This window comes from Streptomyces sp. NBC_01571 (assembly GCF_026339875.1).
Taxonomy (GTDB): Bacteria; Actinomycetota; Actinomycetes; order Streptomycetales; family Streptomycetaceae; genus Streptomyces.
The window spans coordinates 4,674,342-4,690,068 of record NZ_JAPEPZ010000001.1 but is presented as its reverse complement, the minus strand read 5'-3'; the positions used below and the strand labels follow the sequence as shown (position 1 = coordinate 4,690,068).

At 70.3% G+C, this 15,727-nt stretch carries 17 protein-coding genes; all 17 read left to right on the top strand.

What is annotated here, in order from left to right; all coding sequences use genetic code 11:
• The first annotated feature begins 5 nt into the window (after positions 1-5).
• The 17 genes from OHB41_RS20960 (at position 6) to OHB41_RS20880 (ending at position 15,721) form a co-directional block, all read left to right on the top strand.
• The gene (locus tag OHB41_RS20960; protein WP_266699755.1) at positions 6-401 is read left to right on the top strand and encodes a hypothetical protein; all 396 of its coding nucleotides are present in this window, start codon (positions 6-8) and stop codon (positions 399-401) included.
• On the top strand, positions 398-964 hold the full coding sequence (locus OHB41_RS20955; protein WP_266699754.1) for a hypothetical protein: 567 nt from the start codon (positions 398-400) through the stop codon (positions 962-964). Before OHB41_RS20960 ends, OHB41_RS20955 begins: the two co-directional genes overlap by 4 nt.
• Before the next feature lie 13 nt (positions 965-977).
• On the top strand, positions 978-1,490 hold the full coding sequence (locus OHB41_RS20950) for a hypothetical protein (RefSeq protein ID WP_266699753.1): 513 nt from the start codon (positions 978-980) through the stop codon (positions 1,488-1,490).
• Between the two features lie 63 nt (positions 1,491-1,553).
• Positions 1,554-2,003 carry a hypothetical protein gene (locus OHB41_RS20945; RefSeq protein ID WP_266699752.1) on the top strand — a complete coding sequence of 150 codons (450 nt, stop codon included), beginning with the start codon at positions 1,554-1,556 and terminating at the stop codon, positions 2,001-2,003.
• A gap of 14 nt (positions 2,004-2,017) precedes the next feature.
• Positions 2,018-4,432 carry a hypothetical protein gene (locus OHB41_RS20940; RefSeq protein ID WP_266699751.1) on the top strand — a complete coding sequence of 805 codons (2,415 nt, stop codon included), beginning with the start codon at positions 2,018-2,020 and terminating at the stop codon, positions 4,430-4,432.
• A gap of 2 nt (positions 4,433-4,434) precedes the next feature.
• Positions 4,435-5,133 (top strand): hypothetical protein, encoded by a 699-nt coding sequence (locus OHB41_RS20935; protein ID WP_266699750.1) that lies wholly within the window; start codon positions 4,435-4,437, stop codon positions 5,131-5,133.
• Positions 5,127-5,447, top strand: a complete 321-nt coding sequence (locus OHB41_RS20930; protein ID WP_266699749.1) for a hypothetical protein — start codon at positions 5,127-5,129, stop codon at positions 5,445-5,447. The genes OHB41_RS20935 and OHB41_RS20930 overlap by 7 nt, the downstream gene beginning before the upstream one ends.
• 10 nt (positions 5,448-5,457) lie before the next feature.
• The gene (locus OHB41_RS20925) at positions 5,458-5,808 is read left to right on the top strand and encodes a hypothetical protein (protein ID WP_266699748.1); all 351 of its coding nucleotides are present in this window, start codon (positions 5,458-5,460) and stop codon (positions 5,806-5,808) included.
• Complete coding sequence (locus tag OHB41_RS20920; protein WP_266699747.1) at positions 5,805-6,239, top strand: minor capsid protein; 435 nt, start codon at positions 5,805-5,807, stop codon at positions 6,237-6,239. The genes OHB41_RS20925 and OHB41_RS20920 overlap by 4 nt, the downstream gene beginning before the upstream one ends.
• Positions 6,240-6,250: 11 nt before the next feature.
• Positions 6,251-6,727 carry a phage tail tube protein gene (locus tag OHB41_RS20915; protein WP_266699746.1) on the top strand — a complete coding sequence of 159 codons (477 nt, stop codon included), beginning with the start codon at positions 6,251-6,253 and terminating at the stop codon, positions 6,725-6,727.
• Positions 6,724-7,260: a DUF7426 family protein gene (locus OHB41_RS20910; protein ID WP_266699745.1), complete on the top strand. Its 537-nt coding sequence runs from the start codon at positions 6,724-6,726 to the stop codon at positions 7,258-7,260. Before OHB41_RS20915 ends, OHB41_RS20910 begins: the two co-directional genes overlap by 4 nt.
• Before the next feature lie 53 nt (positions 7,261-7,313).
• Complete coding sequence (locus tag OHB41_RS20905; RefSeq protein WP_266699744.1) at positions 7,314-7,463, top strand: hypothetical protein; 150 nt, start codon at positions 7,314-7,316, stop codon at positions 7,461-7,463.
• Between the two features lie 3 nt (positions 7,464-7,466).
• The gene (locus OHB41_RS20900; protein WP_266699743.1) at positions 7,467-10,625 is read left to right on the top strand and encodes a phage tail tape measure protein; all 3,159 of its coding nucleotides are present in this window, start codon (positions 7,467-7,469) and stop codon (positions 10,623-10,625) included.
• Positions 10,625-13,924 (top strand): hypothetical protein, encoded by a 3,300-nt coding sequence (locus OHB41_RS20895; RefSeq protein ID WP_266699742.1) that lies wholly within the window; start codon positions 10,625-10,627, stop codon positions 13,922-13,924. Before OHB41_RS20900 ends, OHB41_RS20895 begins: the two co-directional genes overlap by 1 nt.
• Positions 13,925-13,936: 12 nt before the next feature.
• The gene (locus OHB41_RS20890) at positions 13,937-14,446 is read left to right on the top strand and encodes a hypothetical protein (protein ID WP_266699741.1); all 510 of its coding nucleotides are present in this window, start codon (positions 13,937-13,939) and stop codon (positions 14,444-14,446) included.
• A 64-nt stretch (positions 14,447-14,510) separates the two neighbouring features.
• Positions 14,511-14,972, top strand: a complete 462-nt coding sequence (locus tag OHB41_RS20885) for a hypothetical protein (RefSeq protein ID WP_266699740.1) — start codon at positions 14,511-14,513, stop codon at positions 14,970-14,972.
• The gene (locus tag OHB41_RS20880; RefSeq protein ID WP_266699739.1) at positions 14,972-15,721 is read left to right on the top strand and encodes a LysM peptidoglycan-binding domain-containing protein; all 750 of its coding nucleotides are present in this window, start codon (positions 14,972-14,974) and stop codon (positions 15,719-15,721) included. Before OHB41_RS20885 ends, OHB41_RS20880 begins: the two co-directional genes overlap by 1 nt.
• The last annotated feature ends 6 nt before the right edge of the window (positions 15,722-15,727 follow it).

The window sequence follows — 15,727 nt, the reverse complement described above, 5'->3', positions numbered from 1 at the left end:
CCGACATGACGAACAGGTACACCGTCGAAGCCCCCGTCCGTACGTTCAGCGGCGAGTCCGTGGGCGTGCAGTTCTCCAAGGGCACTGGCCACGTGGACGACTCCACGAAGGACGGCCGGGCGGCCATCGAGTACTTCCGTCGCCAGGGCTACGCCCTCACCCCCGAGGGCGGCCCGGAAGCGGAGGACAACCCGCAGCCCCCGGCGGCCATCACCCCGGCCACGGAGTACGACCCGTCCAAGCACAACCAGGACGAGGTCCTCGCCTACCTCGACTCGCTGGCCAACAAGGACAGCGACAGCGACGCCGAGTACGACCGCGTCATCGCCGCCGAACGCGACGGCAAGGCCCGCAAGTCGATCCTCGCCCGCGGCGAGCAGAAGCAGGGAGACGAGAAGTGACCGTCCTCGGCGCATTCCGCGGGAACCCCCGCAACGAACTCGGCTGGCTGAACACCGCCGGCCGCCCCGACCCCGAGGCTCTGTTCCACCGGGCGAACCTCCCCCGCACGGGTCTCGACGACGTGGCCGCAGCGGCCACGGGCGTCCTGTGCTCTGTCGCCCTGTACCTCCAGGACGGCGACGTGGTCAGCAACCTGACGTTCATCAGCGCGGGCACCGCAGGCGCCACGCTGACGAACCAGTTCGCGGCCCTGTACAGCGGGGCGGGCGCGCTGCTCGCGCAGTCCACGGACAGGACCAGCGAGGCGTGGGCGGCCGACACGGCGAAGACGTTCGCGCTGGCCACGGCGCAGCGGATCACCAAGTCCGGGATCTACTACGCGGCGCTGTCGGTCGCCGCGTCCACGGTTCCGACGCTGGTCGGCACGCTCGGAGCGAAGCCTGTCCTGACGGGCGAGGGCAACCTCTCCCAGACGTCCGGCTCCGGTCTTACGGCCACCGCCCCGGCGACGATCGCCACGCCCGCCTTCAAGCGGGCCGTGCCGCTCGTCATCGCGACCTGAGAGGGGATCGGACATGCCTCTCTCTGGAGCAATGCTCGCGGTCAGCGCGTACGGCGAGCTGACCAACGCGCTCGACATGGGTACTGGCCGCGCGCCGCAGTCTCTGTCCAAGTCGATGTCTCTCGCGTCAGGTACGGGCGTCGGCAAGGCGGACCGGATCTTCTCCGACCGGCGCACCCTGGCCGCATCGGCGACCGAGGATCTCGACCTGGCGGGCGTCCTGCTCGACGCGTTCGGCGCAGCGATCACGTTCGCCCGGATCAAGGGCCTGATCGTCGCGGCGGCGGCCGGGAACACGAACAACGTCGTCGTCGGGGCCGCATCGTCCAACCCGTGGGCGACGCTGCTCGGTTCGACGCACACGCTGACCCTGCGGCCGGGCGCCTTCGTGGCGGTCGGGACCGGGGTGGCGGACGCGGTCGGCTACGCGGTGACGGCGTCGACGGGCGACCTGCTGAAGATCGCCAACAGCAGTTCCGGCACCCCGGTGACCTACGACATCCACATCATCGGCGCGTCCGCGTAGCCGACAGCCCAGCGATACGGGAGGCCTTCGGGCCTCCCTTTCGCGTTCCTGAAGGGAAACGCGATGGCGAACATCGTCTTCAACATCGCCCTCGGGCGGCTGGCGTACTACGCGTCGCTGCCCGCCACCAACGACGCACTGATCATGGTTCCGCTGGAGGCAAGCGGCCTCGTCGCGGACTCGACGATGCGCGACTATGACGACCTGTCGACCCTGCTCGCCGGCGCGACCAACGAGCAGACCAGCAACATGACCCGCAAGACCCTCACCAGCGTCACCGTGACTGTCGATGACACCAACGACCGCGTCGCCATCGACAGCGCGGACGTCACATGGACGGCCGCCACTGGCAACGCGATTGGCGCGGTGGTCATCTGCTACGACCCGGACACCACGACCGGCACGGACAGCGACCTGATCCCGCTGACCAAGCACGACGTGTCGATGACCCCCGATGGGTCGGACTTCACGCTGACGGTCGCCGACATCGTCCGCTCCAGCTCCGCCGCATAGCCCGGGGGTGAGCGATGGCCGTCAGCTTCCGCGGCGCCACATCCGCCAACGGCGGGTCAGCCACGGCCACCGCCATCACCCCCACCCTGGCCGGCACGTCGTGGGCGGCCGGGGATCTGGTCCTCGTCGTCCTCACGGTCGGCGCCTCCACCTCGTGGACGGGATCGGCCGGGTGGACGGAGGTCCACGACAACTCGAACTCGGGCGGGGCGGGGCACACCGGTGCTGTGTACCGGCGCGTCATGCAGTCCGGCGACGGGAACCCCACGTTCACGGCGGCCGCCGCCGGGAAGTGGGCGTGGGCCGCGATCGCACTCGCGCCGGGCGCGGGGGAGACCATCGCAGTCGACGCGGTCGCCACAGCGAAGATCGTCACGGCCGCAGCTGAATCCCACACCCCTAACTCAGTTGCCGCAGTGTCCAGTTCGGTGACCAGCGTCGTCCTCAACTCGACCCGCGCGGACATCCTCGGCAGCTCGGCCGTCGTCACTACCCCGCCCACCAACTGGACCGAACCGACCGGCGGCGACACGTCCACGGCCACTGGAACGACCAACGCAACCCGGCAGGTCGGGGCCAGCCTCTCCTACCGGCTGGCGCAGAGCGGGACCGTCGCCCCGGGCGCGCAGACGATCAACCAGGGTGCGGCGCGCGCCACCGAAGCGAACCTCTACCACCTGCTGGTCGCGGTCGCTACGTCCGGTACCTCCCAGGCGCTCGGGACCGCAGGCGAGACGGACACGGCCCAGGCCCTCGCCAAGGCCAAGACGAAGGCCCTCGGGACCGCGACGGAGAGCAACGCCGGACGGCCCCTCACCCGCCTCGTCATCCGCGCGCTCACACCCGCCGCGGAGACCACGGCCGCGCAAGCACCAGGGCGCGCGAAGCAGCGCGCCCTCGGCCTGGCCGCGGAGACCGACGGGGCGCAGGCCCTCGGCCGGACTAAGCGCCGCACGCTCGGCACCGCGGTGGAGACCTCGGCCGGGCAGCCTCTCGCGGGCGCCCGCAGCCGCGCTCTTCCGGTTGCGGTCGAGACGGACACGGCGCAGGCTCTCGCGCACAGCAGGCGCCGCACACTCGGCGTCGGCCAGGCGACCGAGACCGCGCAACCCCTCGGCGCCCGTAAGACCAAGCCGCTCACCACGGGCGAGGCGACCGAGACCGCGCAGCCGGCCGGGCGCCGGAAGGCCCGCGCGCTCGGGGCCGCGGCCGCCACGGAGACCGCGCGCCCGCTGGGCACGGCCAAGCGGCTCGTTCTCGGCCCGGCCACCGAAACGAGCACGGGCCTCCCGCTCGTACCGGCCACCGGCCTCCAGGCCGCAGCCGAGACCACCACCGCGCGGCCACTGACCGGGGCGAAGAGGCAGGCGCTCACGACCGCGGAGTGCACGGAGACGGCGCTCACGCTGGCCTCGGCGTCGGGCATCGTCGGCGCCAGCGAGACGAGTACCGCCCGGGCCCTCGGCCAGATCAAGACCATGGCACTGGGCACTGCCCAGTCCACGGAGACCGCCCGGCCACTCGGTCGGGCACGACGTCGTGACCTCGCCCCCGCGGCTGAGACCACGACCGGGCTGCCGCTTTCGGGGCGTAAGCGGCAGGCCCTGACGCCGGGTGAGGAGTCCTCTGGGGCCGGACTCCTCACCACGGCCAAGCGGCAGACCCTGCCGAGCGCCGTGGAGAGCAGCGCAGCACAGGCACTCACCGGCCTCGTTGCGGGCGTCCTCGGCCTCGCCGGGGAGACCGCGGCCGCGCAGCCCCTGCCCGCGCACAAGGCGCGGACGCTGGGACCGGCTGCCGGGACAGACACCGCGCAGGCACTCGCCGGCACGAAGCGGACCACGCTCGGCACGGCGACCGAGACCGCGGCCGCGCGTCCGCTCACCGCGGCGAAGCAGCTGCCGCTCACGGCCGCAATCGAGACGACAGCGGCCCGGGCACTCACCATCCCCGGCCGCATCGTCCCTGCCGCCGAGACGACGACGGCGAGGCCGCTCACCGGGGGCAAGACGCGTGCGGTCGCAGCCGCGGGCGAGGTGGCCACAGCGCAGCCACTGTTCGGCCGGAAACGGCTGGCCCTCGGCACGGCGGCCGAGACCAACACGGCGCAGGCCCTGGCGGGAGCAGGCCGGCTGACTCTCGGCACCGCGAGTGCGCTCGAGTCCGCCGAGCAGCTCGGCACCGTCTCGCGCGTGCAGCTGGGCACCGCGCACGAGATCAACCGGGCGCTCATCGGCCCGAAGATCCGGCTCACGCCAGCCGTCGAGCACGCCCAGGCGCTCGCCCTCAGCGGCCACCGGCAGCGGCCCGCCGACCAACTCGACAGCAGCACGTCTGGACCGGTACTCACGCCGAGCACCGGCGGCCCGGGCCTGTCGACGTCCAGCAGCGGGCCGCACCTGGCGGCCACCACGACCGGAGGAGGGTGACGATGCCCGATGTGGGAGACCTCGTCACGGCACGGCTGACGGTGTCCCCGGCGGACGTCACGACGGGCGTCAGCCTGGTCGTCACGCGCCCTGACGGCTCCACCGTGACGCCCGTCGTGACGGGGTCTGACGGGGGCGCAGCCTGGACGGCTCCGGTCACGTACACGCTCGCCGGGATCTGGCGCCTGTCGTGGACGGTGACCGGGACCGGCGCAAGCGTGGAGCACGAGCTGGTGTCCGTGGCCCCGGCCCCCGCCGTGGGTCCGCAGGCGCACGTGTACGCGTCCACGACGCAACTCGCGAACTACCTGCACGCTGCGGCGCCCCTGGACTCCCCGAAGCAGCTGGCAGAGGCGTCCAAGGCCCTCGACGACGCGCTGCTCACGGCGGTCTACGACACCGACGACGACGGCATGCCCACCAGCGCGACCGTCGCGGAGGCGTTCGCCGAGGCGGTCTGCGCGATCGTCGAGTGGTGGGGCGAGACCGGGGACGCGATCGGCGCGGACAGTGGCTGGGACACCGTTTCCGCCGGGCCCGTCGCCCTGGGCCGCTCCTCTGGCGGCTCCACCGCGACACCGATCGCCGCCGGCGCCCTGCCCCCGCGCGCGGCCGCCGCCCTGAGCCGGCTGCCCTCGTGTGAGTTCCAGACCGGCGTGACGAGCGCAGCGTGGCCCGGGATGGTGCTGCCCTCATGGTGAGGCAGATCCCCGGCTTCCTGCTCCAGCACCGGGTGACCGTGGAGGCATACCTCGGGTCCGGCAGCAAGGGCGATCTGTACGCGCCCCCGGTGACGGTGCGCTGCCTGATCGACGAGAAGACGCAGCAGGTCACCTCGCCAGGCGGACAGACCGTCACTTCTGGGTCCTCGTACATCACTCGCCCCGATCATCGGCCCCCGCCGAACAGTCGCGTGACGCTGCCCGATGGGCGCCGGACGACGGTCATCACGATCGCTCGCGCAGACGGCGGCGCACTGCCCGTCCCGTCCAACACGCAGGTCTTTCTCCAGTAGGGGGTGCGTCGTGGCACAGAGCTTCCGGCTCACGTGGAATGGACCCGCTGTGGAGAGGGCGCTGCGTCAGGCTGCCGCGCGCGGGGTGTTCCTCTCGGCAGAGCACGTGCTCGGGCAGGCCCAGGCCCTCGTCCCGCTCGACGAGAGCCCGCTCATGCAGTCGGGGACGGCGAGCGTGGACGAGCCCTCGCTGACCGGAATGGTGTCCTTCGACACCCCCTACGCGGTGCGGCAGCACGAGGACCTCACCTACCGGCACGCCCCGGGCCGCACCGCCAAGTACCTGGAGCAGCCCCTCAACGCGAGCCGTACCGAGGTCCTCGCCATCATCGCCGCCCAGCTGAGGCGGGCGATGCGGTGAGCGGATACACCAGCAGCCTCCTCGACGGAATCGCCGGCCTCCTCGCTGAGGCCGGCGTCGGTGTGTTCACGCCCGACGCGGTGGTCCAGGACCCGGACACAGGGATCTTCCGGGGCGTCATGCCCGACTCCCCGGAGCGCGCCCTCGGTATCACCGCGTACCCGGTGACCGACGACGACACCACCAACGCGATCACGGCGGTGCAGATCCGCATGCGTGCGGGCCGCGACCCGGACGCGATCGACAACCTCGCCGACGTGGTGTTCGACGAGCTGCACAACCGCCGCCAGTACCGGATCGGCGGCATCTTCGTCGCCCTGTCCTGGCGGCAGTCACAGGCATGGATCGGCCAGGACGCGCAGAAGCGCATGGAGCTGACCAGCAACTACTACTTCCGGACGACCAGGTCCGGGGCTCACCTGATCGACTAGGAGGACCCGCTATGGCCACCCCCACCGAGACGACCGCACTCGCGCGGCGCTTCAGGCTCCAGCTCGACATGAGCATCGACCAGGACGGCAGCGACTGGCAGACCGTCATCGGCGTCACGGACTTCAAGCCCCCGGCGCCGGACCCCAACATCGAGGACTCCTCGGACTACGAGTCGGAGGGGTGGAACGGCAACACGAAGACTGCGCAGGGCTGGGAACTCGGGTTCACCATCAACCGCCGTGAGAACGACCAGGTGAAGGTCTTCCCCCCGACGCACGAAAAGCTCCGCCAGGCGGCGTGGCTGTTCGGCTCCCAGTCGATGGCCCACCTGCGCTGGTACGACCGCGACGGCCTGCCCGAGGCCTACGAGGGCTCGGGCATCGTGAAGTGGGAGCCGAGCGGCGGCGAGCACACCGCGCTGGACCAGGTCGAGGTCACCATCACGGGCGACGGCGCGCTCGACCTGATCGCCAACCCGGAGGCGTGACAGTGGCCAACGGCTTCGAGGCCCTCGACGACTTCCTGTCCGAAGGCCTCACCCTGCCGGTCAAGGGCAAGGACGGGATCACCAGGGAGTACCACATCCCCGACCCGTCCGCCGATGCCGGTATCAAGATCGAGAGGGTCACCTCTCTCGCGGCTCGGCTCGCTGCCGGTGGCACCGCACCCAAGCAGCCTGTCCTCGACAACGACGAGGAACTCGACCTGTACAAGCTGTGCTTGGGCGACGCCTACGAGTCGCTCATGGCCGAGACGTCGTGGTCCATGTTCAAGCACGTCGCCTTGACCTGCATGTTCTGGATCACCACCGACGAGGACACCGCGCTGGAGTACTGGCGCACTGGTGAGGCCCCGGGAAAAGCGGGACGGAACCGGGCGGAGCGCCGTCAGATCTCGCGCGGCTCCTCGGCAAAGGCTGCGGCGAACGGGACCCAGTCACCGGCCTCTACGAGTGGTACGAGGGCGGGATCCCAGCGCAGAAGGCGGGGCGGACACGGCAAAGGCCCCCGGCTGACCTGAGCTGGACGAAGCTCCTCCAGCAGTGGGCGCTGATCGAGGCCGACCTCCACCAGGTGTACGGCATCGACATCGAGGACGGCATCCTCCAGCGCCGCACATGGCGCTGGCTCCAAAACCGCATCCTCATGCTGCTGTCCACCGAGTCGCGGATGCAGCGCCTTTTCAACCCTCCCGAGGAACCACCCAAGACCCGACGGAGGTGAGTCATGGCGCTGACCGTCGGCGAACTCAACGGGATCATCAGCATCGACGACCGCGCGGTGAACCCCGCGCTGCGCCGAGCCGAGCAGGCCCTGCGTCAGGCCGGCAGCACCATGGGCAACGACGCCGAACGGGCCGGCCAGCAGGCCGGGCAGCAGCTCGGCGGCGGCTTCGTCCGTGGCGCTGACGGCCAGTGGCGCAACATGCAGGCGCAGCTCGTCGACGCGGTCACGGCCGCCACGCTCGAAGCGGAGTCCCAGGCGCGTCGCGGCGGCCAGCGGATCGCCGCGGGCGTGGACAACGGTCTCGACGGGCTGCGCACCGACGCCGCGCGGGCCGGGCAGCAGGCGGGCGACGCCCTCGGAGATGGTCTCGCCGACGGCGCCGCGGACGGCGCGGACAGCGCGGTCGCGGAGACCGAGTCGAAGCTGTCCAGGCTGAAGACGGCCGCGCTCGGTGTCGGAGCTGCGGCCGGCGCGGTCCTGATCGACGCCTTCGGGCAGGCGATGGAGCAGGGCCAGATCACCGGCCGCCTCGGCGCGCAGCTGAGCGCGACGGGCCCGGACGCACAGCGGTACGGGCACATCGCCGGCCAGCTGTACGCGCACGCGGTGACGGAGGACTTCCAGGGCGCCGCCGACGCGATCGGCGCGGTCATGGGCTCGGGCCTCCTGAAGCCGGAGGCGACGAACGGCCAGATCGAGTCGATCAGTACGAAGGTGTCGGATCTTGCGAGCACCTTCGACCAGGAGCTCGGCGGCGTCACCAACGCCGTGTCCCAGCTCATGCGGACCGGACTCGCGGCGAACGCGACCGAGGCCCTCGACATCGTCGCGAAGGGCTTCTCCACCAGCGCGAACAAGGGCGACGACCTGCTCGACACCCTCAACGAGTACTCGGTCCAGTTCAAGCGAGTCGGCCTCGACGGGGCAACGGCTGTCGGCCTGATCGACCAGGCCATCAAGGGCGGCGCCCGCGACTCCGACCAGGTCGCCGACGCGCTCGGTCAGTTCGGCGAGCTGGCGATCGGCCAGAGCCAGGGCGTGAAGGACGCGTTCAAGTCCATCGGGCTCAGCTCGTCGGAGGTCGCGGCGAAGCTGAAGAAGGGCGGCAAGTCCGGCCAGCAGGCCCTCCAGATGACGACGGACGCCCTGCGCAAGACGACCGACAAGACAACCCGCCTGAACGCCGCCACAGCTCTGTTCGGCGACCCGGGCACCGTGATGGGCGACGCCCTCCTCGCCCTCGACCCAGCGAGCGCTGCCGCCTCGTCAGGAATGGACAAGGCGGCCGGGAGCGCGGGGAAGCTCGGTGACGGACTCCGCAATAACGCTGGCGTACAGATCGAGCAGTTCAAGCGCGGCCTGCAACAGAAGCTCGTCGATTTCCTGGGCACGACAGTCATTCCGAAGCTGATGACATTCTTCGGATTCGTCCAGCAACACAAAACCGAATTCACCACTGCCGCTGTTGTAATCGGCGCGGCATTTGTCGCCATCGGAGCCGCTGCCCTCGTCGCGGGAGCCCAGATGGCTTGGGCCTGGATCGTCGGCCTTGGCCCGATCGGCTGGATCGGTATGGCAATCGGCGCCCTCGTGTTCCTGGTGATCACGTACTGGTCCCAGATCAAGTCCGCGACGCTGGCCGTGTGGGACTGGGTAGTCGCGAAGCTGACGTGGGTCAAGGACATGGCCGTTGCCGCGTTCATGAACTTCAGCCTGCCCGGCCTGATCATCAGCCACTGGAATGCGATCAAGTCCGCGACCTCCTCGGCATGGAACTGGGTGGTCGCATTCGTCAAGGCCATTCCCGGTTTCCTGACGAGCGCGTTCCTGAATTGGACACTCCCTGGGCTGATCATCAAGCATTGGTCTGCCATCAAGAACGGCACGGTCAAAAAGGCCACGGAAATGCTCGCCTGGGTGCGCGGCCTTCCGGGGCGGATTTCCGCCGCGATGGGTTCCCTCGGATCGCTGCTGACCCAGAAGGGACGCAACATCGTCCAGGGTCTGTGGGTCGGTATCCAGGGAATGGGCGGGTGGATCCGCTCGAAGCTCATCGGCTGGGCGAAGTCGATGATCCCGGGCCCGATCGCGAAGGCCCTCGGCATCAACAGCCCCTCGAAGGTCACGGCGGCGCAGGGCCGTTGGATCGCCCGCGGCCTCATCGAAGGCCTCACCGGGTCGTCGAAGCAGGTCAAGGCCGCATCACTGAAGCTGTCGGACATCATCGCCGACGCCCTGGCCCCCGGCGCCAAGAGGTCGAAGGCCCTCGGGAAGCTGTCCGCCGGCAGCAAGCAGCTGCTGAAGCTGGCCAAGCAGGAGGAGTCCCTCGCCGCGAAGTCGAAGACCGCGACGAAGAAGCTCGACGGCCTTCGTAAGGCCAGGCAGAAGCTCGCCGAGGACGTCGCCAAGGGTGTCCTCGACTCGGCCAACATCACCAAGCAGCAGTCCGACGGATGGCCGCAGACGGCGGAGACGATCCTCTCCGGGCTGAAGCAGGACACGGCGGCGGCGCAGCTCTTCGCGAAGAACCTGGCGGCGCTCCGGAAGAAGGGGGTCAGGGCTGACCTGATCTCTCAGATTGCCCAGGCCGGCGTCGACCAGGGCTCGTCCGCGGCGGCCGCGCTGGCGAACGCCAACTCGGGCCAGGTCCGGCAGATCAACTCGCAACAGGCGGCACTGGTCAAGGCTGCGGGGCAGGCCGGGGCGACAGCTGGCGATGCGATGTACGGGGCGGGCATTCGTGCCGCGCAGGGCCTCGTCTCCGGTCTGGCGTCGCAGCAGAAGGCGATCGAGCGGCAGATGCTGACGATCGCCCGCGGCATGTCCAAGTCGATCCGGGCCGCGCTCGGGATCAAGAGTCCGTCCAGGGTCATGGCCCTGGTGGGCGCGTACACGGCGCAGGGCCTCATCAAGGGCGTGGACTCGCAGCGCAGCGCGGTCAACTCGTCGATGCAGTCGCTGGTCGACACCCCGGCGCCGGGCTCGTGGGATAGCGCCTCGTCGCGGGCGCGGGCATCCGCAGCCCAGAGGGTTGTCGTCGAGTTCCGGGGCGACGGGCGCGGAGAGACCGACTACCTGATGGGCAAAGTGCGCCGCAGCATCCGCAACTCGGCCGGCGGCGACGTCGACCTTGCGCTCACTGGACGGAGGTCTGGCTGATGGCGTTTCCCGAGGATGCGCTCGACGCGATGGTGGAGTTTGGCATCGGTGGCGTGTGGACCGACGTCACGAGGTACGCGATGACGCGGGACATCATCACGCACACGCGCGGCCGCAAGGCAGACGGGTCGAAGGCTGATCCGGCCTCCTGTGCCATCACTTTGAAATCGCCGAACGGGCTGTTCTCGCGCCGGAACCCGCGCTCGCCGTACTACGGGCTGATCGGCAGGAACACGCCGATGCGGCTCAGCGTGGCATCCGGGCAGCAGCGGCTCGTCCTCCCGGACGGTCTGGGGCACCGCGCGTCCACGCCGAGCGCAACCGCCCTGAACGTGTCCGGCTCCCTGGACGTGCGCATCGAGGTCGGGCTCACCAACTGGGGCGTGCGGGGCGCGCGGGAGCTGTGCGGGAAGTGGATCAGCGTCGGGACACAGCGCAGCTGGCTGATGTACGTAGAGGCGGGCGGCCAGCTCCTGCTCCGCATCTCGCCGGACGGCACGAACACCCAGACGGCCACCTCGACCGTCCCCATCCCCGTGCCGTCCAACGGCCGCATCGCTCTGCGCAGCACCTGGAACGCCTCCACCGGCGCGTTCATCCACTACACCGCCACGTCGATCGCCGGACCGTGGACGCAGCTCGGCGACACGATCCCCGGGACGGGCGGCACGATCTTCGCGTCCACGACCGCTGTCCAGATCGGCGACATCGACCAGACCGCGACGGTCGACCCGCCCGTCGGCAGCGTTTACGCCTTCCAACTGCGCAACAACACCACGCTCGTGGCAAACACGGACTTCACGGCGCCGGCCATCGGCGCCACGTCGTTCGTGGACGCGACCGGGCTGACGTGGACGCTGGTCGGCGACGCGTCGATCACCAACCGCAGGACCCGCTTCTCTGGGGAGTACAGCGACTGGCCCTCGGCGACGAGCCGAGGCGGGCACCTGATCACCGTGGAGGGCGAGGGCGCGGGCATTCTCCGACGCCTCAACCAGGGCACCAAGCCTCTCGCGTCCACGCTGCGGCGCCGTATCCCGTCCGACCCGACGCTGATCGCGTACTGGCCGATGGAGGACGACGACCAGGCGGTGCAGGCGTACAGCCCGGTCCCGGGCGTGAAGCCGATGAGGACGAAGAACCTCACCTTCGCCAGCGACGACAGCCTCGGCGGATCGTCGGCGCTGCCCGTCGTCCAGCCATCCGCGAGCTTCTCGGCAGAGGTGCCCCCGCCGCCGTCCGGGACCGGGCCATGGCAGGTCGAGCTCGTCTACCGCATCCCCACCGCGCCGGGCAGCCTCGTCACCTTCTTCGAGATCGCTGCCACCGGCACCGGGGCTCGGTACATCGTGCAGGTCCAGACGAACAACGTGCGCCTCCAGGTCCTCGATGCGGACGGGACGCAAGTACTCCTCCACAACCTCACCGCGGGCACAGCCCCCAACTTCTTCGGCAACTGGAACCGCGTACGCGTCTTCGCCCGGCAGAACGGCACGGCCGTCCAGGTCGACATCGCCTGGCTCAACACCGACAACAACGTCGGCCACTCCGCGACCGGTTCGTTCACCGGACAGGTCGGCCGCGTCCGTAGCGTGAGCAGCTCGTTCGGGTCCGGCATGGACGGCACCGTGATGGGCCACCTCGCGGTCTTCCAGGCCACCGACACGAAGATCATGAACGGGTCGGACGACGGCTACAACGGGGAGACAGCGGCAGTCCGCATGCTCCGCCTGTCCTCCGAGGAGGCCCTCCCGATCTCCGTCACTGGAATCCAGACGGCCACCGCACAGATGGGCCCGCAGCGGCCGGCCACCCTGCTGGAGCAGCTAGAGCAGGCCGAGGCCGCCGATGGCGGGGTCCTGGTGGAGGACCGGGAGCGGCTCGGACTGCGATACCGGTCGCGGACGTCGATGTACAGCCAGACGCCCACGCTGACGCTGCCGTACGGATCCGTGGGACTCGGGCGCCTGGAACCCACCGATGACGACATGGACATCACCAACGATGTAACCGTGACCCGCATCGGCGGATCATCCGGGCGCGCCGAGGTGACGGAAGGTCCGCTGTCGGTACAGGACCCGCCACTTGGGATCGGCCGGTACGACGACAGCGTCTCGCTGAGCCTGTTCAGCGACGACCAGGCCGAGCCCATGGCGTACTGGATGGCTGCCATTGGAAGCGCCGACCAGGCCCGGTACCCGGTCCTGACGATCCGCCTGCACAAGGCGCCCGCGCTGATCGACACGGTCCGTGAGATCACCGAGGGCGACCTCATCCGGATCACGGACCTCCCCGACTGGCTGCCACCCGGGCCGCTGGACCTGATCGTGCAGGGCTACACCGAGAAGATCGGCATCCGCACCTGGGAGATCAGCTTCGTGTGCGCGCCTGGGGAGCCCTGGCGGATCGCCTCGGTGGGGGACCCGGTGCTCGGGATCGTCGACACCGACGGCTCCGCGCTCGCCGCGGCGGCCACTGCCACGGACACGAGCCTCCTGGTGTCGGCGGTCGTCGGCCCGGTGTGGAAGTGGGAGGTCGCGTTCGACGCGAAGGTCGGGGGCGAGGACGTCACCGTGAGCGCGATCGCGTCCTCGGTCGTCGACGCGTTCGGCCGTACGGTCAGCAACGGGTGGGGGACGGCGGACAGCGGACAGGCGTGGACCGTCGTCGGCACCGCGGCGAACTTCTCGGTGGGCAGTGGCGTGGGGTCGGTGACGCTCCCCGCGACGAGTAGCTCGCGCGTGACGCTGGCTCCGGCGCCGGCGGCGGATGTCGACGTGTACGTGGACGTCGCGACGAGCGCACTCGCGACGGGCTCAAGCCTTTTCGCTGGCCTGGCCGTTCGGTTGGTCGACGACAACAACAACTACCACGCCCGAGTGGACTTTCCTACGTCGGCGGCGATCGGCCTGTCCCTGCGCAAGCGGGTGGCCGGCGTCGAGACGCAGCTCGGCGCGTACACCCCGAACCTGACGCACGTGGCGGGGACGTTCTACCGGGTGAGGGTGCAGATCGTCGGGTCGACGCTGCGGGCGCGGATGTGGGCGGTCACGGACCCGGAGCCGAACCTCTGGGGCATTGAGGTCACGGACACGGCGCTGGCGGCCGCCGCGAACGTCGGGACCAGGAGTGTCTCGAACGCGGGCAACACCAACGTGAATCCGGTGATCCGCTACGACAACTTCCAGGTCGTCAATCCACAGAAGTGGACGGTGGCCCGCTCGTCGAACGGGGTCGTGAAAGCCCAGGTTGCGGGCGAGGCCATCTCGCTGTCCAACCCTGCCCGTGTCGCACTGTAGAGAGGAGGGCTCGTGGCGTACGAACCGTGGCAACCGGGGATGGCGATCACAGCCGGGAGGCTGGGTTCGATCTCCCCGGTGTGGGGCGACTGGTCCCCGGTGTGGACGACGTCGACCGGCGCGAACACCCCGAGTTTCGGGAACGCGGTGATCAGTGCCAGGTTCGCGCAGTCCGCGCTGACCGTCTTCTGGAAGCTGGAGATCACTTTCGGGAACACGACGTCGTTCGGCGGCGGGTCTGGGTCCGACAACTGGAGGATCTCGGCGCCTGTGGCGGCGGCCGCGATCAATGGCATCTGCGGCCAGGGCGAGGCGCACGACGTGTCCGTGGCGAACACGGCGGGCCGTCTGGGGCTGCGGGTGAGGCTGACTACCGCGACCACCTTCGAGTTCGAGGTGTCGACGGGCCGCGTGGATGCGACTGCGGTGACTGCGGGCGGCATCATCGACGCGGTCAGCCCGTGGACCTGGGCAAACACAGACGCTCTCCGGGCGTGGGGCCAGTACGAGGCCGCAGCCTGACCCGCCCTCTCCCGCTCGCCCCGTGCCGTCCGGCCGGGGCGTTTCTCATGCCCTGGAGGCACGCATGGCCGCAGAGATCCATCCCGCCGTCGCCCGGCTGCTCGATACGTTCCGGGTCGACCACCTGCCCGGGCACCTCCAGGCGGTGAGCCGACCGTTCCGCGACCTGGCGCAGCACCTCACCGGCACGCTCACCGGCCCGGAGGTGACGCGCGCGCTTGAGCGTCTGTGGGACTCGAAGAACTGGGCGGTTCTGGCGGCCGCGAGCGCGGGCGTCCTCGAGGAAGCTCCCGCGCCGACGCCGGAGGTCGGCGACGTCGTCCTGGTCCCGGTCGATCCGGCCGAGAACAACGGCTCCGGCGAGGCGCCGGCGGTCGTCACCCGGGTCTGGAGCGCGTCCACGGTGAACGTCCGCGTGCTGCACGACGGCGATGCGGTCACCTGGCGCGGCTCCCTGACCTACCGCGAGGACCTTGACGGCATCGAGGGCGTCCCCGCGGTGTGGACCCGGAAGGGGCGCGCGTAATGGCTGCTCCGCCCGCCGCGTCCACGTTCCTCGCCATGCTCCGGAGCGAGGGCCTGACGGTCGTCGAGGTCGGCAACTGGGAGGCCCACAACCGGAACCACAAGGGCCCGTGGGGGCCCGTGTACGGGGTGATGATCCACCACACCGCGACCTCGGGCACCGCCAGCACGGTCGAGGTCTGCCGGGCCGGACGCCCGGACCTGCCGGGCCCGCTGTGCCACGGCGTCATCGACAAGAAGGGCATCGTGCACCTGGTCGGCTACGGGCGCGCGAACCATGCCGGCCTGGGCGACGGCGACGTGCTCCAGGCCGTCATCGCCGAGACCGCGCTGCCCGCAGACAACGAGGCAGACACGGACGGGAACCGCCACTTCTACGGCTTCGAGTGCGAGAACCGCGGCGACGGCAAGGACCCGTGGCCGGAGGCGCAGCTGCTCGCCATCGAGCGGGTGGCGGCAGCGATCTGCCGGCATCACGGCTGGACGGAGCGCTCGGTCATCGGCCACCTGGAGTGGCAGCCCGGGAAGCCGGACCCGCGCGGGTTCACCATGTCGTCGATGCGGGCCCGGGTGGGCGAGCGGCTGCGGCCGACGGAGACGTACACGGTGCAGGTCGGGGACAGCCTGTGGTCGATCGCGGTGTCCCACCTCGGCAGCGGCTCCCGGTGGACGGAGATCGCCGCCCTCAACAAGATCCGGGACGCGGGCGCACTCACGCCCGGCCAGGTCCTCAAGCTCCCCAAGAAGTGAGGCAGC

Coding starts and splice junctions, on each gene's coding strand:
- OHB41_RS20940 (WP_266699751.1), top strand. CDS start 2,018: ATGGCCGTCAGCTTCCGCGGCGCCACATCCGCCAACGGCGGGTCAGCC.
- OHB41_RS20930 (WP_266699749.1), top strand. CDS start 5,127: ATGGTGAGGCAGATCCCCGGCTTCCTGCTCCAGCACCGGGTGACCGTG.
- OHB41_RS20880 (WP_266699739.1), top strand. CDS start 14,972: ATGGCTGCTCCGCCCGCCGCGTCCACGTTCCTCGCCATGCTCCGGAGC.
- OHB41_RS20885 (WP_266699740.1), top strand. CDS start 14,511: ATGGCCGCAGAGATCCATCCCGCCGTCGCCCGGCTGCTCGATACGTTC.
- OHB41_RS20945 (WP_266699752.1), top strand. CDS start 1,554: ATGGCGAACATCGTCTTCAACATCGCCCTCGGGCGGCTGGCGTACTAC.
- OHB41_RS20950 (WP_266699753.1), top strand. CDS start 978: ATGCCTCTCTCTGGAGCAATGCTCGCGGTCAGCGCGTACGGCGAGCTG.
- OHB41_RS20900 (WP_266699743.1), top strand. CDS start 7,467: ATGGCGCTGACCGTCGGCGAACTCAACGGGATCATCAGCATCGACGAC.
- OHB41_RS20895 (WP_266699742.1), top strand. CDS start 10,625: ATGGCGTTTCCCGAGGATGCGCTCGACGCGATGGTGGAGTTTGGCATC.
- OHB41_RS20915 (WP_266699746.1), top strand. CDS start 6,251: ATGGCCACCCCCACCGAGACGACCGCACTCGCGCGGCGCTTCAGGCTC.
- OHB41_RS20935 (WP_266699750.1), top strand. CDS start 4,435: ATGCCCGATGTGGGAGACCTCGTCACGGCACGGCTGACGGTGTCCCCG.
- OHB41_RS20960 (WP_266699755.1), top strand. CDS start 6: ATGACGAACAGGTACACCGTCGAAGCCCCCGTCCGTACGTTCAGCGGC.